Source organism: Shinella sp. G-2 (assembly GCF_050172695.1).
Lineage (GTDB): Bacteria > Pseudomonadota > Alphaproteobacteria > Rhizobiales > Rhizobiaceae > Shinella.
On record NZ_JBBEYH010000013.1, the window covers coordinates 82,352 to 100,960 of the forward strand.

The following is an 18,609-nucleotide window of genomic DNA, read 5'->3' on the forward strand; positions in this document are numbered from 1 at the left end:
GGCGATACTCCTCCCGACACATCCAGGGAGGATATGACCTTGAAGCAGTATACGCTGCTCATCGGCGGCGAACGCGTCGCCACGCCCCATCATGCCGAAGTGCGCAATCCCTCGACCGGCGAGGTGGTCGGCCTGATGCCGCTTGCCAGCGAAGCCGATCTCGACCGCGCCGTCGCGGCGGCCGCGGCCGCCTTCGAGAGCTGGTCGCGGACCGACGACGCGCTGCGCGCCAATGCCTGCCGCACCATCGCGGAAAGGCTTGCGGAAAATGCCGAGGAAGTCGCTCGTCTCCTGACGCTGGAGCAGGGCAAGCCGCTGAACGGTCTCGGCTCGCGCTTCGAACTCGGAGGTGCGCTCGCCTGGACGCGCCACACCGCAGAACTCAGCCTGCCCGTCGAGGTGGTGCAGGACGACAATGAGGGGCGCGTCGAGATTCACCGCAAGCCCGTTGGCGTGACCGGTTCGATCACGCCCTGGAACTGGCCGGTCATGATCGCCTGCTGGCACATCATCCCGGCCGTGCGCGCCGGCAATACGGTCGTCATCAAGCCCTCGCCGCTGACGCCGCTCTCCACCATCCGCCTCGTCGAGATCATCAACGAGGTGCTGCCGCCCGGCGTCGTCAATGTCGTGACGGGCGAGAACGCCATCGGCGCGGCGCTGTCGGCCCATCCCGGCATCGCCAAGATGACCTTCACCGGCTCCACCGAGACGGGCAAGAAGGTGATGGCCTCGGCCGTCGCCACGCTGAAGCGGCTGACGCTGGAACTTGGCGGCAACGACGCCGGCATCGTGCTGCCCGACGCCGATCCGGCCCGCATCGCCGAAGGTCTCTTCTGGGGCGCCTTCATCAACAACGGCCAGACCTGCGCGGCGCTGAAGCGGCTCTACGTGCATGACAGTCTCTACGACGAGGTCTGCCGGCGGCTGACCGACTATGCGGCGGGCATCCCCGTCGGCGACGGGCTGGACGAGAAGAACATCCTCGGACCGGTGCAGAATGCCATGCAGTTCGACAAGGTGCGCGAACTGGTCGAGGACGCGAAGGCGAAGGGTGGGCGCATCCTCATCGGCGGCGAAGCGCCGCAAGGCGAGGGCTATTTCTATCCGGTCACGCTGGTCGCCGATGTCGACAACGGCGTGAGGCTGGTGGACGAGGAGCAGTTCGGTCCCGTCTTGCCGATCATCCGCTACAGCGACGTCGACGAGGCGATCCGCCGCGCCAACGACAACCCGGCCGGTCTCGGCGGCTCGGTCTGGTCCGGCGATCCCGACAGGGCGCGCGCGGTGGCGTTGCAGCTCGAATGCGGCTCCGTCTGGATCAACAAGCACGGCGCGATCCAGCCGAACGCACCCTTCGGTGGCGTCAAACAATCGGGCATCGGCGTCGAGTTCGGCACCGACGGCCTCAAGGAATTCACCACGATCCAGACGGTGTTGAGCTGATGGGCGCGCCTTACGACTACATCGTCGTCGGCGGCGGCTCGGCGGGCTGCGTCCTCGTCAACCGCCTGTCGGAAAACCCGGCAAACCGCGTGCTGCTGATCGAGTCCGGCCGGCGCGACCGGGATCCGTGGATCCATATCCCCGCGACCTTCTTCAAGGTCATGGGAAAGGGCGTCGACCTCCACCCCTACGCCTCCGATCCGCAACCCGGCCTCAATGGCCGCCCGAGCCTCATCCCGCAGGGCAACGTGCTCGGCGGCGGCTCCTCGGTCAATGCGATGATCTACATTCGCGGTCACCGCAACGATTACGACACCTGGTCGCAGATGGGCTGCCGCGGCTGGTCCTATGACGAGGTGCTGCCGGTCTTCAAGGCGTTGGAGAACAACGAGGCCTTCGGCGGCGCCTATCATGGCAAGGACGGCACGCTCGCCGTCTCCAATCCGCGTCACCGCCATCCGCTGTCGGAAGCCTTCGTCACGGCGGCGGTCGAATCCGGCCTCAAGCCGAACGCGGATTTCAACGGCGCGGAGCAGGAAGGCGTCGGCTTCTACCAGAGCACCACCCGCAACGGCCGACGCTGGAGTTCGGCCATGGCCTTCCTGCGCGCGGCCGAGAAGCGGGCGAACGTGACGGTGTTGACGGAACGCAAGGTGGCGCGCGTGCTGTTCGAAGGACGCCGGGCCGTCGGCGTCGCGCTCACGGACGGCACTGTCTACCGGGCGAACCGCGAGATCGTGCTTTCGGCCGGCGCCATCGCGACGCCGCGCCTCCTGCAGCTTTCGGGCATCGGCAACGGCGCGCATCTTTCCGCCCTCGGCATCGACGTGGTGGCGGATCTGCCGGGTGTCGGCGAGAACTACCAGGACCATCTGGAAGTGCCGGTGCAGGCCGAGACGCATGAGCCGCTTTCCATTCTCGGTCAGGACAGGGGGCTACGGGCGGTCGGCCACATGCTGCGTTATCTCACGGCAAGGCAGGGCCTCCTGACCTCCAACGTGGTGGAGTGCGGCGGCTTTCTCGATACGGCGGGCACCGGACAGCCGGACGTGCAGTTCCACGTGCTGCCGGTGCTGATCGGCTTCATCGACCGCGAACCGGAACCGGGCCACGGCTTTTCCATCGGCCCCTGCTACCTGCGCCCGCGCTCGCGCGGTTCGATCCGCATCACCTCCGCCGATCCTGCGGCGAAGGTGGATTTCAACGCCAATTCGCTCGCCGACCGTGCGGATGTCGAGACGCTGGTGCGCGGGGTGAAGGCGGCGATCCGCATCCTCGATACGCCCTCGATGCAGAAGATCGTCAAGCGTCGCGTCCTGCCGCGCCCGGGCGTCGAGGACGATGCGGCGGAACTGGAAGCCTATATCCGCCAGACGGCGAAGACCGTGTTCCACCCGGCCGGCACCGCCCGCATGGGACGCGAGGACGAGCCGATGGCCGTCGTGACGCCGGAGCTGAAGGTCCGCGGGCTCGAGGGCCTGCGCGTCGCCGACGCCTCGGTCATGCCGACGCTCGTCTCCGGCAACACCAATGCGCCCGCAATGATGATCGGCGCCCGCGCGGCGGCCTTCATGACGGCACGCTGAAGACGGCGGGCGCGGAGGAGCGCCGGCCGAAAAGAAACCAAGGAGGAGGAACCAATATGATGAAACTGTTGAAGGGACTGCTGCTCGGCCTGGCCTTCGGCCTTGCCGGCACGGTCGCAGCTCAGGCCGCCGCATCCTGCGGCGACAATACGGGCTCTGCGGCCACCGGCGAGCCGATCGTCATCGGCGCGATCACCGGCAAGACCGGGCCGGACGATTTCTCGAACTCGACCAAGGCGGCGAAAGCCTATTTCGACTGCCTCAATGCCAATGGCGGCATCAAGGGCCGGCCGGTGAAATACCTCATCGAGGACGACCAGTGGGATCCCGAAAAGGCTGCCCAGCTTGCTGCCCGCCTCGTCGATGACGAGAAGGCTGTGCTGATGGTCGGCAATTCCAGCTATGTCGAATGCGGCGCCAATGCCGACTACTACAAGAAATCCGGCATCTACGTCGTTGCCGGTGTCGGCGTGCCGCGCGAATGCTTCTTCGCGGAGAACTACGCGCCGACGAATGCCGGCCCGCGCGTCTCCATGCTCGGCGCGATGGGCTATGCGCTCGACAAGCTGAACGCCAAGTCGGTCGCCTGCATCGGCCCGAACATTCCCAATGTCGGCACCTGGTCCTGCGACGGCGTGATGCTGCTCGCCAAGGAAAAGGGCTTTGCCGCCGAGACGATCCTGATGGATCCCGGCAGCGCGGACGCCACCTCGATCATCCTGCAGGCCGCAGCCGCCAAGCCCGACGTTATCGTGCTCGGCATGTCGAAGGGCGTCGCCGTGCCGCTGCTCGTCGCCGCCGAGGAGCAGGGCCTGAACGAGCAGATCACCTTCCTCTCGGCCGCTTCCGCCTACGATCTCTCCGTGCCGGAAACTCTCGGCCCGGGCTGGGACGGCAAGTTCTACGTCAACATGGAGTTCAACGACCTTGAATCCGACACGCCCGACAATGCCAACTGGCGGGCCGTGATGGAGGAATACGGTCAGGCCTCCGACCCGCGCGACACCTTCGCCCAGGCCGGCTACCTCGCCGCCCGTATCGCGGAGAAGGCGCTGATGGGTCTCGAAGGCGACATCACCCGCGAAAGCGTCTCGGCTGCCGTGCGCAAGGTCAAGGGTTTCGAGAGCGACATCTTCTGCGCCCCCTGGTATTTCGGCGAGGGCCAGCCGCGCCACAATGCCAACTCGACGACCCGCATGGCCGTCAGCGAGGGCGGCAAATGGAAGGTCATCTCCGATTGCGCGCCGTCGCCCGATCCGGAGCTGAAGGACATCCGCGCCTTCGAAGCGAGCCTGAAGTAACCGACCGGCCCTGCGGGCGCCATGTGTCCGCGGGGCCTTCCATCCGATACATCGAGGACGTCATGTCTCTCCTGCCATTCCTGATTTCCGGCCTCGGGATCGGCGCGGTCTACGCGCTGTCGGGCGTCGGTCTCGTCATTCTCTACCGTTCGACCGGCGTGCTGAACTTCGCCTTCGGCGCCTTCGGTGCGCTCGGCGCCCATGTCGCCTGGCAGATCCTGCAATGGAACTGGCCGCTCGCGCTTGCCATCCTCGCCGGGGTCGTCACGTCGACGCTGGTGAGTTTCGTCTACGGCCGCCTCTTTGCGCCCTTGCTGTCGCATCGCGATACCGTCGTGCGCGCCGTCGGCACCCTGGCGCCGGCCCTCGTGCTGATTGCCGTCATGGGCGTCGTCTGGGGTGAGCTGCCGCGGCGCCTGCAGTTCCCGACCGACCAGATGTACCTGACGCTGTTCGGCGTGCGGCTCACCTTCACCCGGCTGATCGCGCTCTTTCTGGCGCTCGCCATGGTCGCCGCCATCACGCTGCTTTTGAACCGCACCCGCCTCGGGCTCGACATGCGGGCGCTTGCCAACGACCGGGACCTTTCGGCCATTCTCGGCGTGCGCGTGCTGCACACGGAAACCGCCGCCTGGGTGATCACCGGCCTCTTCTCCGGCCTTGCCGGCCTTCTGCTTGCCGATCTCGTGCGCCTGCAGGGCACGTTCCTCACCTTCGTCGTCATTCCCGCCATCGCCGCCGCGATTCTCGGCCAGCTCCGCTCGCTCTACGTGACGGCGCTCGCCGGCGTCGGCATCGGCCTTGCCGAGGCGGTGCTGACCCCGATCACGCTGATCTCGCCCTACCGCGCCGCCGCGCCCTTCGTCATCGCGCTCGTCGCGGTCACCATTCTTGGCAGTACGTCCAGAGCCGCGATGAGGGACAGATGAGCATGCAGGACACCCTTTCCCCCATGGCCGTTCCCGCCCCGCCGGCGGCGCCGATCCGCAGGCAATACCCCCTCCTTGCCATCGCGCTCGCCATGGCGGTCTTCTCCGCCGCCATCGCCTTTTTTGCCAATGCCTTCTGGCTGTCGGCGCTGACCTCCGCCATGGCCTTGTCGCTCTCCGTCGCCGGCGTCGCCGTGCTCTACGGCCAGCTCGGTCTCGTCTCGCTCTGCCAGTTCGCGCTGGTCGGCGTCGGTGGCTGGGTGACGCTGCGCATCGGCCATGCCTTCCAGCCGCCCTTCGAGGCGAGCCTTCTGGCGGGCGGCGTGGTCGCGGCGCTTCTCGGCCTCGTCTTCGGTCTGCCGGCGCTCCGGCTGCGCGGTCTCTATCTCGCGCTGGTGACGCTGATGCTGGCGGGTGCGTTCCAGATCGTCATCTCCGCCTGGGGCTTTCCCGATGGCGGGCCGGGCTTCCTCGGCCGGGCCGACGGTTCCGGCCGCGCCATGCTGCCCCGTCCGGCGCTCGCCGCCGAGGCGATCTCCTATTTTCTCTATACGGCGGCCATCGCCACGCTCGGCCTGATGCTGGTGCAGGCGCACAAGATCACCCGGCCCGGCCGCGCCTGGGCGCTGATCCGCAAGGGGGAGACGGTGGCGATCTCGTCCGGCGTCAATGTGCTCGCCTACAAAGCCTGGGCCTTCGCCCTGTCCGGCTTCCTCGCCGGCATTGCGGGCGGGCTGCTCGCCGGCAATGTCGGGCAATTGGAGGGCCGCGCCTTCTCCGCCTTCGAGAGCCTCAACCTTTTCGCACTGGCGACCGTCGGCGGGGCGTTCCACTGGTATGGCGCGGTCATCGCAGGTCTGCTGCTACGCGCCCTGCCGGCGCTCCTTACCGATCTCGGTATCGACGGTTACGTCACCATCGGCATTTTCGGCGTCGCGCTGTTCCATGCGCTGGCGACCGCGCCCTCCGGCATTGCCGGGCAGATCGCGGTGCTTCTCGCCCGCTTCACCAGGGGAGGGGAGAGATGATCGAGATCGAGACGCTTTCCGTCCGCTTCGGCGGCATCAAGCCCATCGACCGGCTCACGGCGGCGCTGAGCGCACCCGTCTCCGGCCTCATCGGCCCGAACGGCGCCGGCAAGACGACACTGCTCAACGTGCTCTCCGGCTTCGTGCGCCCGGCGGAGGGCGCCGTCCGCCTCGACGGGCAGCCGCTCCTGCCGCTCTCGCCGCTGCAAAGGGTGCGGGCCGGGCTGCGCCGCTCCTTCCAGACGGAACAGGTGGTGGAAGACCTGACGGCGCGCGAAAACCTTGCCGCGCTTGCCGACAATGTCGCCGCAGCCGGCGAACGCGGTCGAACCACGGACCGCGCGCTGGACTTCGTCGGCCTTGCCGGCGTCGCCCATCGGCTCGGCGCGCGGCTCAACCTCTTCGAGCGGCGGCTGGTGGAGCTTGGCAAGTGCCTGATCGGCACACCGCGCCTGATCCTGCTCGACGAGCCGGCGGCCGGCCTCACCGACGAGGAAGGCGCGCGGTTGCGCGACCTCGTTCTTTCCATTCCCGATGCCTTCGGCGCGCAGGTGATCGTCATCGACCACGATGTCGATCTCATCCGCGCCATGTGCGCCGAGACGCTGGTGCTCGACTACGGCAAGCGCCTCGCCCTCGGCCCGACCGATGCGGTGCTCGCCGATCCCGATGTCCGCCGCGCCTATCTCGGAGAGATCTGATGTCCATCACCGTGGAAAACCTCGTGGTCGAGCGCGGCGGCAAGAAGGTGCTGCACGGCATTTCCTTCACGCTCGCCGCCGGCCGGATCAGCACGCTGCTCGGGGCGAACGGGGCGGGAAAATCCAGCACCGTCATGGCGCTTTCGGGCGCGATCCCCACCGCATCGGGCACGGTGCGTCTTGGCGATGTGACGTTGACGGGCCTTTCGGCCGATGCGGTGCGCCGCCGGGGCGTCGCCATGGTGCCGGAGGGCCATCGCGTGCTCGGCCAGATGAGCGTCGAGGACAACCTGCTTGTCGCTGTGCTGGAGCGCGGCGTGAATGCACGGCGCGAGGGGCTTTCCCGCGCCTTCGCCATCTTCCCGGAACTGGAGGCCCGCCGTCATCAGCGCGCCGGGGATCTCTCCGGCGGACAGAAGCAGATGGTGGCCATGGCGCAGGCCTTCCTTGCCCGACCACGCTTCATGATCGTCGACGAACTATCGCTCGGTCTGGCACCCACCGTCGTCAGGCGGCTGGCCGAGGCGCTCACCCTTGCCGCCGAAGACGGCATCGGCGTGCTCCTGATCGAGCAGTTCGCCAATCTCGCCCTCGGCCTTGCGAGCCACGCTCTCGTGATGGAGCGTGGCCGCATCGTCTTCGACGGGGCGTCCGAAACCCTGCGCCACCAGCCGGATATCCTGCACGGCGCTTATCTTGCGGAGTGAGACGATGGCCATGCTCTCCCCCTTCGATGCCGCCGTGGGCGGCGACGTTCCCTTCGTCGCCCGCCGCCTGTTCGGCAGCGTGCGCCTGCATTTTTCCGAAGGGCGGGAGCGGGCGAGCCGGCTCGTTTCGGCGCGGCTCGGCCAGTGCCGCCTGACGCGCCTCAATGCTGACGCCCATCTTGTCGATGGCAGCAGCGTGCGGATCGACGGCGGCCGGCCGGACATGATCAAGCTGATCCTGCAGACGCGGGGCCTCTCGCGGTTTCACCAGGCCGATTGCGACCTGACGGTCGGGCCGAAGGCGCTCGTCATCTACGATCCCGCCTATAGCTACCGTCTCGAAAATCCCATGCCCGTCGAAGTGCTGATGCTGCAGGTGCCGCGCGAGACGCTGCCGCGCGCGCTGGCCGCGCGCCTCCGCCGGCCGCTGGCCGCTCCACTGGTGCCGGGCGGGCTGCAGGCGGTGCTGCTGTCAATGATGCAGACGACATTTGCGGAACTGGACCGGCTGGACGCCGCCGGCCGCGACAGCCTCGGGCGGGCCATGGCGGAGCTGACGCGCACCATCGTCGCCGGCTGCGCCGGGGCCGAAGCCCAGGCGGATGCGCCGCCGCTCGCGCTTCTGTTCGATCGGATGAAGGCCTATGTGACGGAGAATGTCCGCCGCGCCGATCTCGACGCGGCCGATATCGCGCGGCGCATGGGCTGTTCCGTGCGCTATGTCTACAAGGCCTTTGCCGCCGAGGGCACGACGCCGGCCGACTTCATCTGGGAGCAGCGTCTTGCCACTGCCGCAGAGGCCCTGCGCAGCCGTCCCGTCCGCCCCGGCTCGATCGCCGACATCGCCTTCGAATTCGGCTTCGCCTCCAGCGCGCATTTCTCGCGCCTCTTCCGCCAGCGCTACGACACGACGCCCTCGCAGTGGCGGGAAGCGGCGGCATGATCCGCCGCCGCCCCGTTCCGTCAGCCCTGCATCGCCTCGGCGACGCGGAGCGTATCGGTGAACTGCTCGAAGCGGCGGATCTTGTCGTCCGCGACGCCCCAGACATGCACGACGCGCACGTTCATCGCCTTGCCGGTCGCCTTGAAGCGGGCGGTGTAGTTGCCGATGGCGACCGCGTCGTTACCCGCGTCGAGCAGGCGTTCCAGCGTGAACGTGTAGCCGTCCCAGTCCGCGCCGAGGGCGGCGAAGACGTTTTCCACGATCGCATCCGGGCCGACATAGGTGCCGGCGCAGGGAAAGCCGTCCATCTCGGTCCAGCGGCAATCCTCGGCGATGTCGGCCAGCATGCCCGCCATGTCGCGGCGGGCATTGGCATCGTAATGGGCTTTGACGATCTCGTAGGCCGTGCGCATCAGACGGGCTCCTCACCGGGCTGGTAGGCGGTCACGGAGGCCTTGCGGATGAAGGCACCGGCATTGCTGTTCTGGATGGCGCCCTCGCCGTTGATGCCGAGGAACTTGCCCGTCGAGCGCATGTCGGCGAAGTTGTAGAAGAAGGTCGAGGCGACCGGAATCTTGAACTCGCGGAAGGTGAAGACGTACTGGTTCTCGGCGAATTTGTAGGTGGTGGCGAGGTCCACGTCGCCATGGCCACGCTGCACGCCGACGAGGCACTGCCAGGCATAACGCTTCGACGACAGGTAGGTGTGCTCGTAGACATGGTTGGGGCTGTAGGTGAAGTGGGCGCGAAGACCGATGAGGTCGCGCGTTTCCTCCGGCACCATACCGCTCGCCTCGCCACCGGCGATGACGCCGGGACGGAAAATCTGCCCGACCTGCGGCTCGCCCACCGTCTCCTCCTTCGGCCGCACGACCGAAAGGATCGAGAGCGCCCGGCGGGAGGAAAGGTTGAGGATCAGCGTCTCGGCTTCGAGGGGCTTTGCGGCGAAGGCGATCTCGACGAAATAGGTATCGGGCGCGACCTCGACCACCTCGACGGCGTCCGTGCCGGAGCCGGACGCTTCCGTCCAGGTCACCGTGCTGCCGGTGAAGTCGAGCGAGAGGTCGCGGCCATCGTCGAAGCGGATCGTGTGGCGCGAGCCGGCCAGCGCATCGGTGGCGGGCAGGCGGTTGGTGTCGATGCCATAGGCGAACTGGTCATAGGTCTTCCAGTCCTTCGGGTTTTCCACTGCCATGTCGGGTTCCTCCTGGGGCAAGTCCGGCGCAATGCGCCCGGACTTGCTTGAAACAAAGGGTTGGGGTGTTCTGCCGTTCGGGACGGCGGCTCTATTCCACGAAGGCGAGGGTCGGCAGATCCACGGTGCCGGCGCCGCCGTCCACCGTCAGGATCGCGCCGTTGATCATCGCCGCCTCGCCCGAGGCGAGGAAGCAGACGGCGTTCGCCACTTCTTCTGCGCTTGCCGGCCGGCCGAGCGGTACGTCCTTCGTCACCAGCGCATAGGCCTCGGCGATCGAGGCGAGCCCGTGTTTTTCCACCAGCACTTCCATCTGCTCGTCGGCCATCGCGGTCGTCACCCAGCCGGGGCAGACCGTGTTGGTGCGCACGCCGAGGCGGCCGTAGTCGCGCGCCAGCGATTTGGCGAGACCGATGCAGCCGTGTTTCATGGTGACGTAGCCGACGGCATCCGGTCCGGCGAAGAGACCGGCGATGGATGCAAGCACGACGATGTTGCCCTTGGCGCGGATGAGGTGCGGCAGGGTTTCGCGCGCGGAAACGAAGGCGGTGTTGAGGTTGAGGCGGACGGCGAGGTCCCAGGTCTCGTCGCTCATCGAGACGGTCGGGCCGACGCCGTGCCCGCCCGCATTGGCGATGAGGATGTCGATGCCGCCGAACCGTTCGGCGACGGCCGCGACGGCGGCCTTCATGCTGGCGGTGTCGGCCGCGTCGGCGGCGAAGACGGCGGCGCCGATCTCCTCGGCGACGACCTTCAGCGGTTCCGGGCGTCGCCCGACCAGTGCGACCTTGCCGCCTTCGGCGGCGATGCGCCGCGCGACCGCGGCGCCGATGCCCGTGCCCCCGCCGGTGACGAGGGCGACCTTGTTGTCAAAACGCATGTGTTCCTCCCTTGCTGGACCGATCATGCAGAAACGCGCCGCCGGCGTCGCGTCCGGTTCTGCACTTTGCCTTGTCCGAGACTGCAAAGAGGAGGGCTGCGGCCTCTACCGGCCGCAGCGGAGATGTCAGCCCGCGGGCAGGTAGGGCATGACTTCGAGCGCGCCGCGATAGATCATGTCGAGCGAGACATAGAGGATGATGGCAAGGCCGACATAGGCGATCCAGCGGTGCTTGTTGAGCAGGCGGGCGATGAAGTTCGCCGCGATGCCCATCAGCGCGATGGAGAGCGCAAGGCCGATGATCAGCACGCTCGGATGCTCGCGCGCCGCGCCGGCGACGGCGAGCACGTTGTCGAGCGACATGGAGACGTCGGCGACGACGATCTGCGTGGCCGCCTGGAAGAAGGTCTTGCGCGGTGCTCCGGCGACCTCTTCGCCATCCTCGCCCGCCTCATGGCCGCCGCTGCGCAGTTCGCGCCACATCTTCCAGCAGACCCAGAGCAGCAGCAGGCCGCCGGCGAGCAGGAGGCCGATGATCGCGAGCAGGTGCACCGCAATGGTCGCGAAGGCGATGCGCAGCACCGTCGCCGCGATGATGCCGACGAGGATCGCCTTCTTGCGCTGGTCGGCCGGCAGGCCCGCCGCCGCAAGGCCGATGACCACGGCATTGTCGCCGGCCAGAACGAGGTCGATCGCGATGACCTGCAAGAGCGCCGTCAAACCGGCCGCTGTGAAAATTTCCATGTTTCGCCACCTTCAGAAATGCATCGGCTGTCCCTGGAGGCGCACAGGAGTCCGTCTCCACCCATTCCGATCACTACCGCTTCGGTTTTGCCTTTTGCAAGGGCGCGGCGGCCATGCGGGTGCATTTGCCCCTCGCTTGGTCATATTTTCCGAAGGTCTGCCGCAGATCAGGCGGCGAGGGGGAAGACGGCGTTGACCTGCCCGGTGCCGGAGGAGGTGAAATAGCCCGTCAGGATCTCCGCCTTGCCGGCATAGTCGCCGCCGCCGAGCGCGCCGAACAGCATGGCCGTGTCGTGCATGAAGCCCTCGCCGTGGCAGAGGCGAGAATAGAGCGGCAGCATCTTCACGAATTCCGCGTTGCGGCCATCGCGCCACAGGTCGAGCACGCGCAGGTCCACCTGCCGGTAGAATTCGTCGGAAATGGTGTGGATGCCGGCGGGTGCATCGTTGTTGTCATGGATGCGGTGGGAGAGCGAACCGCTGGCGAGCACCGCGACCGTGCCGTCGCTCGCTTCGATGGCCGCGCGCACGGCCCGGCCGATGCGGAAGCTCTCCTCCATCTCGTGCCAGGGGCACCAGGCGGCGATGGAGAGCACGCGGAAACGGCCGTCGGCATTGATGTAGCGCATCGGCACCAGCGTGCCGTATTCCAGCTCCAGCGTGTCGACATGGTGCGCCATCATGCGGATGTTCTCGGCCTGCACCCGCCGGGCGATCTCGTCGCCGAGCGCCGGTGCGCCGCGATAGTCATAGGGGAGATTCTGGATGAAGTGCGGGAACTCGTTGCTGGTATAGACGCCCTGATACCGCGCGCGGGCGTTGATGTGGTAGGCGGTGTTGACCAGCCAGTGCGTATCGAAGACGACAATGGTGTCGACGCCAAGCGCATCGCAGCGCCGACCGATTTCCGTCAGGCCGTCGATGGCCTCCTGCCGGCAGCCATGATTCGGGCCGGGCATTTCGGATATGAACATGGACGGGACATGCGTGATCTTGGCGGCAAGCGACAGTGTTCCCATGACCTTCTCCTCCTTGGCCGTTCGGGGACCTTCCCTGGGGATGAAGGATAGTGAAGCGGGAAGAGCGGACGTTGATCCAGATCAAATAATAAACATGTTAAATAAATTGAAGGGCGCCTCGGGCAATGATGTCGGCAGGGTGGTCGGCGGCCTTTGATATCAAGGTGTTGGGCCGCCCCCGGCAGGGAACCACGGCGCTGACGCTCTTGATGTTTCGGTTCATTATATGAACCATGACTTCAAATATAGACTTGCAATACGCCGAACTTCCTGCCAGATTAATTCGCATGTTAAGTATATTCGTTCGCGAGACGCCGGAGGAGGCGGGCGGACGGACGGGCTTGACGCGAGGCGGACCAGATGGACGTCTGCGTGGAGCCTGAAGGCAAACGAAGAGGATACGGTTTGATGAGCGCAAGCGCCCGTCTGCCCCATATTCTGGTGATCGGCACCGGCGACACCAAGAGCGAGGAACTTCTGTACATGGCCGAGATCATCGGCCAGGCGGGCGGCATCCCCGTCATGGTGGATGTCAGCATCCTCGGCGATCCGCCCTATGTGCCCGACCATTCCAAGCACCAGGTCGCCGCCGCCGCCGGCACGAGCATCCCGGCGATCCTCGACAGCGGCGACGAGAATTCCGCCATGGCGCTGATGGCCAAGGGCGCGGTGACGCTGGTGCGCGGTCTCTGCGAGGCCGACGAGGTAGACGGCATGATCGCGCTCGGCGGTTCGCTCGGCACCGATCTTGCGCTCGACGTCGCTGCCACCCTGCCGCTTGGCACGCCGAAATTCATCGTCTCCACCATCGCCTATTCCCATCTCCTGCCGCCGGAGCGCATCGCGCCGGACCTTATGATGATCCTGTGGGCGGGCGGGCTCTACGGGCTGAACCCGATCTGCCGGGCGGTGCTGTCGCAGGCCTGCGGCGCGGTGGTCGGCGCGGCGAAGGCCGTCGAGAAGCCGGGCCGCGCGCGGCCGCTGATCGGCATGACTTCGCTCGGTTCCTCCTGCCTCAAATACATGAAGGTTCTGAAGCCGGAGTTGGAACGGCGCGGCTACGACGTCGCGGTCTTCCATTCCACCGGCATGGGCGGGCGGGCCTACGAGGCCGTCGCCGCACGTGGGGAATTCGCCGCCGTCTTCGACTTCTGCATTCAGGAAGTCACCAATGCCGAGAACGGATCGGTGGTAACGTCAGGCCCGGATCGCATGGAAAATGCCGGCCGTGCCGGCATCCCGCAGATCATCGCTCCCGGTGCGGTCGACATGGTGGACATGCCCGCCTGGCAGGAGACGCCCGATCGTTTCGAGGGCCGGCCCTATCATGCCCACAACCGGCTGATCGCCTCCGTCACCGTCTCGCCGGACCAGCGCCGCGCCGTCGCCCGCGTCGTCGCGGAGCGCATGGCGGCAGCGAGCGCGCCCGTCGCCTTCCTTCTACCGACACAGGGTCTGCAGGAGTGGGACCAGGAAGGCGAGCCGCTGCATGAGCCGGCGGCGCTCACTGCCTTCCTCGACGAGATGCGCACGGTCATGCCCGCCTCCGTCGCCTTTTCCGAGGTCGATGCGCATATCAACGCCCCCGAATTCGCCCTCAAGGCCATGGAGGTCTTCGACCGCTGGGTCGCCGAAGGCATCGTCGAGAAAGGCCGCATTGCATGACGAAAGCCCTTGTTCTGGATTTCGGCGGGGTCGTCACTCGCACGCTGTTCGAGACGCACGACATCACCGAACGCGCGCTCGGCCTTCCCGCCGGCACGCTCACCTGGCGCGGCCCCTTCGACCCCGCAACCGATCCGCTCTGGGTTTCCATGCAGGCGCGCGAGATCACCGAGCGCGACTACTGGATGACCCGCACCCGCGAGGTTGGCGCGCTGCTCGGCGAGGACTGGACGGACATGAAGACCTTCGTGCAGCGGGCGCGGGGGGCGGACGCCGAACTGGTGCTGCGCCCGGAGGCGCGGGATGCGATCCTCAAGGCAAAGGAGGCGGGCCTGAAGCTCGCCATCCTCTCCAACGAACTCGACCTCTTCTACGGCGTGGACTTCCGCAAGCGCTTCCCGCTGATCGAGCTGTTCGATGTCATCGTCGACGCCACCTATACGAAAATTCTCAAGCCCGATCCGCGCGCCTACGAACAGGTGCTCGCCGAGATCGGCATCGACCGGGCGGACTGCGTCTTCGTCGACGACCAGAAGAAGAACATCGAGGGGGCGGAAGCCGTGAACCTGCCCTACGTGCATTTTGACGTGACCCGGCCTGCCGAAAGCTATGCGCAGGCGCTGACCATGCTTGGCCTTTGAAAGGAAATCCCATGCGCGATTCCAACTTCCTGATCGAGAACAACGCCCGCCATCTCTGGCATCCGATGGCCCATCCCGCCGAGATGCAGGCCAAGCCCCCGCGCATCATCAATGGCGGCGCGGGCGTCGAGGTGGTCGACATCAACGGCAAGACGGTGCTGGATGCCGTCGGCGGCCTGTGGAACGTCAATCTCGGCTATTCCTGCGAGCCGGTGAAACAGGCGATCCGCGACCAGCTCGACGCGCTGCCCTACTATTCCACTTTCCGCGGCACCACCAATTCGCCGCTGATCGAGCTTTCCTACGAACTGGCCGAATTCTTCAAGGAAGACGGGCTGACGCGCGCCTTCTTTACCTCGGGCGGTTCGGATTCGGTCGAGACGGCGCTGCGTCTCGCCCGTCAGTTCCACAAGATCAACGGCCAGCCGGAACGCACCAAGTTCGTCGCACTGAAGAAGGGGTATCACGGCACGCATTTCGGCGGCGCTTCGGTCAACGGCAACGCCAATTTCCGCCGCAACTACGAGCCGCTGCTGCCGGGCGTCTTCCATCTCGCCGCGCCCTATCCCTATCGCAACCCCTTCAACACTACCGATCCGGCCGAAATCGCGCAGGCTATCGCCCGCCAGTTCGAGGATGAGATCGCCTTCCAGGGCGCCGACACCATCGCCGCCTTCATCATGGAACCGGTGCTGGGTGCGGGCGGTGTGATCGTGCCGCACGAAACCTTCATGCCGCTGATGCGCGCCATCTGCGACAAGCACGGCATTCTCCTCATCGCCGACGAGGTGATCACCGCCTTCGGCCGCACCGGCGCCTGGACCGGTTCGCGCGGCTGGGGCGTCAAGCCCGACATGATGACGACCGCCAAGGCCATCACCAACGGCTACTTCCCCTTCGGCGCAGTAATGATCTGCGACCGGGTGGCAAACGCCTTCGAGAGCAACAAGGACAGCTTCGGCGCCATCGGCCACGGCTACACCTATTCCGGTCATCCGGTGGGGGCGGCGGCCGCGCTTGCCACGCTGAAGGAGACCGCGAAGGCCGATACTGCCGCCAACGCCGCCGCGCGCGGCGTCGAGCTGATGGCGGGTCTCGAAGGGTTGAAGGTGAAGCACGAGCTTGTCGGCGACGTGCGCGGCCGGGGCCTGATGGCCGCGCTGGAGCTGGTCTCTGACCGGGCCAAGAAAAGCGCTACCGCCAAGGACGTGGTGCAGAAGGTCTACGACACCGCCTACGAGGCCGGCGTCATGGTCCGCACGTCCGGCGCCAACGTCATCATCTCGCCCCCGCTCGTCATCACCGCCGCCGACGTCCAGAAGATCGTCTCGGCGCTCGATGCGGGGCTTTCGGCAGTTCAAGGATGAGCGCGATGGGTGGATTTACCTCCCTCTGCCCTGCCGGGCATCTCCCCCTCAAGGGGGGAGATCGGCAAGCGGCCGGAACCGTACCCGAATGGCAACGTCGGGAGGGGGTGAAATGCCCCCGCATCCAATTTTTCCCCCGCAGGTGGAGATGCCCGGCAGGGCAGAGGAGAGTGTCGCGATGACCGATACCGAAACCCTGCGCGCCCGGCGCGAAAAACTGCTCGGCCGCAACATGTCGCTGTTCTACGAGGATCCGGTCCATCTGGTGAAGGGCGAGGGCGTGTGGCTGTGGGATGCGGACGGGCGGAAATATCTCGACTGCTACAACAACGTGCCGCATGTCGGCCATTGCCACCCGCGTGTGGTGGAGGCGATCTGCCGGCAGGCCGCGACGCTCAACACCCACACCCGCTATCTGCATGAAGGCATTCTCGACTATGTCGAGCGCCTGAGCGCCACCTTCGATGCGAGCCTCGATACAGCGATCCTCACCTGCACCGGCAGCGAGGCGAACGACGTGGCGCTGCGCATGGCGCAGGCCGTGACGGGCAGGACCGGCGTCATCGCGACCGACTTCACCTATCACGGCAACACGACGGCGGTGTCGCAGCTTTCGACCCGCATGCCGCCCGTCGGCGGATATGGCGGCCATGTGCGCCATGTGCCGGCGCCGGACGCCTATCGTCCGCTCGGCGGAGAGGGCGGCGCGGCCTTTGCCGCGGCCTTCGCGGCGAAGGTGGAGGAGGCCATTGCCTCGCTCGCCGAAACGCCCTTCGGCTTTTCCGCGCTGATCGTCGATCCCTTCTTCGCCAACGAGGGTTTCCCGGACCTGCCGGAGAATTTCCTCGCCCCGGCGGTCGCGGCGGTTAAGAAGGCTGGCGGCGTCGTCATCTGCGACGAGGTACAGCCCGGCTTCGGCCGCACCGGCACCCATATGTGGGGCCATCAGAAGGCGGGCATCGTCCCCGATATCGTCACGCTCGGCAAGCCGATGGCCAACGGTCACCCGGTCGGTGGCGTGGTCGCGGGAACGGATACGCTGAACGCTTTCCGAAAGGCCTTCCGCTACTTCAACACCTTCGGCGGCAACCCGGTCTCCTGCGCAGCGGCCATGGCCGTGCTCGACGTGCTGGAGGACGAGACGCTGCAGGCAAATGCCCTCGAGGTCGGCGCCCATGCCCGTCAGGGCCTGCAAAAGCTCGGCGAAAAACATGCGTTGATCGGCAATGTGCGCGGCAGCGGTCTGTTCTTCGGCGCCGAACTGGTGCTCGACCGGCAGGAAAAGACCCCCGCCGCCGACATCGCCACCCGCGTCATCAACGGCATGCGCGAGCGCGGTGTGCTGATGGGCAAGCTCGGCATTCACCAGAACGCCACCAAGATCCGCCCGCCCATGCCCTTCTCCAAGGAGAGTGCCGACCTGATGCTCGCGACGCTCGACGACGTTCTGGGCGGGCTTTGAGCCGATGGAAGGCATCGTCGAGACCCTGACGGACCGGGCGATTGCCGCCATTGCCCACTGGGACCTGCCGGAGCAGGTGCCGGAGCTGATCAAGTATCGCGAGAACGCGGTCTTCAAGGTGCGGCTCGCCTGGGGCGAGCCGGCCGCGTTGCGGCTGCACCGCCCGGCCTATCATTCCGGCGCGGCGCTCGCTTCGGAACTCGCCTTCATGGCGAGCCTGCGCGATCGTGGGCTTGCCGTACCGCAGCCGATCCCGGCGCGGAACGGGGATTTGCTCGTCGCCTTCGGCGAGGGGCCGTTCCATGCCGATCTCATCTGCTGGGTGGACGGTGAACCGCTCGGCGAGACCGGAACGCCCCTGGTGTCCGAGGGACGTGACCTGCCGGGCATTTTCCGCGCGGTGGGCCGCGAAATGGCGTTGCTGCACGGTGCGGCCGACGCCTTCCAGCAGCCGGTCGGTTTCGAGCGGCCGGCCTGGGATACGGCGGGCCTGCTCGGCGAGGCGCCGTTCTGGGGCCGGTTCTGGGATTGTCCGGTGCTGCCGGCCGAAGACCGGGCCTATCTGACGGCATTGCGCACGACGCTTTCGACCCGGCTCGCGGCGGCCGCGCCGGGGCTCGACTACGGGTTGATCCACGCGGATATCGTGCGTGAGAACATTTTCGTGCGAAAGGGTGCGGTCGCCTTCATCGATTTCGACGATTGTGGCTTCGGCTTCCGCCTGTTCGATCTTGCGACGACGCTGCTGCGCAACCGGCGGGAGCCGGACTATCCGCTGTTCCGCAGCGCATTGCTGGAAGGTTATGCCGGTGTCCGTCCGCAGGCCCAGACGGCGTTCGCGCATCTGCCATTGTTCCTGCTGCTGCGGGCGCTCACCTATATCGGCTGGGCGGCGGAGCGGCCGGACCTGCCGGACAATGCCGATCGCCTGCGGCGCTATGTTGCCGACGTGCGTGCGCTCGCCGCGGAGATGACGGAAAGCCTTTGAAACCCGC

The 18,609-nt window shown here is 66.7% G+C and carries 18 protein-coding genes; 13 read left to right on the forward strand and 5 right to left on the reverse strand.

Annotated elements, in window-relative coordinates; translation table 11 throughout:
• Positions 1 to 39: 39 nt before the first annotated feature.
• From V8U06_RS18915 to V8U06_RS18950, 8 genes are all read left to right on the forward strand, one after another.
• Complete coding sequence (locus tag V8U06_RS18915) at positions 40 to 1,446, forward strand: aldehyde dehydrogenase family protein (RefSeq protein WP_427142027.1); 1,407 nt, start codon at positions 40 to 42, stop codon at positions 1,444 to 1,446.
• On the forward strand, positions 1,446 to 3,032 hold the full coding sequence (locus V8U06_RS18920) for a GMC family oxidoreductase (protein ID WP_427141992.1): 1,587 nt from the start codon (positions 1,446 to 1,448) through the stop codon (positions 3,030 to 3,032). The genes V8U06_RS18915 and V8U06_RS18920 overlap by 1 nt, the downstream gene beginning before the upstream one ends.
• A gap of 56 nt (positions 3,033 to 3,088) precedes the next feature.
• The gene (locus V8U06_RS18925) at positions 3,089 to 4,333 is read left to right on the forward strand and encodes an ABC transporter substrate-binding protein (protein ID WP_427141993.1); all 1,245 of its coding nucleotides are present in this window, start codon (positions 3,089 to 3,091) and stop codon (positions 4,331 to 4,333) included.
• 62 nt (positions 4,334 to 4,395) lie between these two features.
• Positions 4,396 to 5,262, forward strand: coding sequence for a branched-chain amino acid ABC transporter permease (locus tag V8U06_RS18930; RefSeq protein ID WP_427141994.1), 867 nt, complete (start codon positions 4,396 to 4,398; stop codon positions 5,260 to 5,262).
• Positions 5,259 to 6,290 (forward strand): branched-chain amino acid ABC transporter permease, encoded by a 1,032-nt coding sequence (locus V8U06_RS18935; protein WP_427141995.1) that lies wholly within the window; start codon positions 5,259 to 5,261, stop codon positions 6,288 to 6,290. The genes V8U06_RS18930 and V8U06_RS18935 overlap by 4 nt, the downstream gene beginning before the upstream one ends.
• Entirely contained in the window at positions 6,287 to 6,991 is a 705-nt protein-coding gene (locus tag V8U06_RS18940) for an ABC transporter ATP-binding protein (RefSeq protein ID WP_427141996.1), read from the forward strand. The genes V8U06_RS18935 and V8U06_RS18940 overlap by 4 nt, the downstream gene beginning before the upstream one ends.
• Positions 6,991 to 7,698 carry an ABC transporter ATP-binding protein gene (locus tag V8U06_RS18945; RefSeq protein WP_427141997.1) on the forward strand — a complete coding sequence of 236 codons (708 nt, stop codon included), beginning with the start codon at positions 6,991 to 6,993 and terminating at the stop codon, positions 7,696 to 7,698. The genes V8U06_RS18940 and V8U06_RS18945 overlap by 1 nt, the downstream gene beginning before the upstream one ends.
• A 4-nt stretch (positions 7,699 to 7,702) precedes the next feature.
• Complete coding sequence (locus tag V8U06_RS18950) at positions 7,703 to 8,641, forward strand: AraC family transcriptional regulator (protein ID WP_427141998.1); 939 nt, start codon at positions 7,703 to 7,705, stop codon at positions 8,639 to 8,641.
• A gap of 20 nt (positions 8,642 to 8,661) precedes the next feature.
• On the opposite strand, the gene V8U06_RS18955 is transcribed toward V8U06_RS18950, so the two are convergent.
• From V8U06_RS18955 to hpaD, 5 genes are all read right to left on the reverse strand, one after another.
• The gene (locus V8U06_RS18955; protein ID WP_427141999.1) at positions 8,662 to 9,054 is read right to left on the reverse strand and encodes a nuclear transport factor 2 family protein; all 393 of its coding nucleotides are present in this window, start codon (positions 9,052 to 9,054) and stop codon (positions 8,662 to 8,664) included.
• A complete protein-coding gene (locus V8U06_RS18960) occupies positions 9,054 to 9,836 on the reverse strand; it encodes a MoaF C-terminal domain-containing protein (protein ID WP_427142000.1) in 783 nt (260 codons plus the stop codon). The genes V8U06_RS18955 and V8U06_RS18960 overlap by 1 nt, the downstream gene beginning before the upstream one ends.
• 91 nt (positions 9,837 to 9,927) lie before the next feature.
• Positions 9,928 to 10,716, reverse strand: a complete 789-nt coding sequence (locus tag V8U06_RS18965; protein ID WP_427142001.1) for an SDR family NAD(P)-dependent oxidoreductase — start codon at positions 10,714 to 10,716, stop codon at positions 9,928 to 9,930.
• A 126-nt stretch (positions 10,717 to 10,842) separates the two neighbouring features.
• Positions 10,843 to 11,460, reverse strand: coding sequence for a TerC family protein (locus tag V8U06_RS18970; RefSeq protein ID WP_226921972.1), 618 nt, complete (start codon positions 11,458 to 11,460; stop codon positions 10,843 to 10,845).
• 167 nt (positions 11,461 to 11,627) lie between these two features.
• The gene (hpaD, locus tag V8U06_RS18975; RefSeq protein ID WP_427142002.1) at positions 11,628 to 12,479 is read right to left on the reverse strand and encodes a 3,4-dihydroxyphenylacetate 2,3-dioxygenase; all 852 of its coding nucleotides are present in this window, start codon (positions 12,477 to 12,479) and stop codon (positions 11,628 to 11,630) included.
• Between the two features lie 408 nt (positions 12,480 to 12,887).
• Between hpaD and V8U06_RS18980 the strand changes: the two genes are divergently transcribed.
• From V8U06_RS18980 to V8U06_RS19000, 5 genes are all read left to right on the forward strand, one after another.
• On the forward strand, positions 12,888 to 14,144 hold the full coding sequence (locus V8U06_RS18980; RefSeq protein ID WP_427142003.1) for a Tm-1-like ATP-binding domain-containing protein: 1,257 nt from the start codon (positions 12,888 to 12,890) through the stop codon (positions 14,142 to 14,144).
• Positions 14,141 to 14,785, forward strand: coding sequence for an HAD family hydrolase (locus V8U06_RS18985; protein WP_427142004.1), 645 nt, complete (start codon positions 14,141 to 14,143; stop codon positions 14,783 to 14,785). The genes V8U06_RS18980 and V8U06_RS18985 overlap by 4 nt, the downstream gene beginning before the upstream one ends.
• Before the next feature lie 11 nt (positions 14,786 to 14,796).
• Positions 14,797 to 16,152 carry an aspartate aminotransferase family protein gene (locus V8U06_RS18990; protein WP_427142005.1) on the forward strand — a complete coding sequence of 452 codons (1,356 nt, stop codon included), beginning with the start codon at positions 14,797 to 14,799 and terminating at the stop codon, positions 16,150 to 16,152.
• A 178-nt stretch (positions 16,153 to 16,330) separates the two neighbouring features.
• Positions 16,331 to 17,614, forward strand: a complete 1,284-nt coding sequence (locus V8U06_RS18995) for an aspartate aminotransferase family protein (protein WP_427142006.1) — start codon at positions 16,331 to 16,333, stop codon at positions 17,612 to 17,614.
• Between the two features lie 4 nt (positions 17,615 to 17,618).
• Positions 17,619 to 18,602 carry a phosphotransferase enzyme family protein gene (locus V8U06_RS19000; RefSeq protein ID WP_427142007.1) on the forward strand — a complete coding sequence of 328 codons (984 nt, stop codon included), beginning with the start codon at positions 17,619 to 17,621 and terminating at the stop codon, positions 18,600 to 18,602.
• Positions 18,603 to 18,609: the final 7 nt, after the last annotated feature.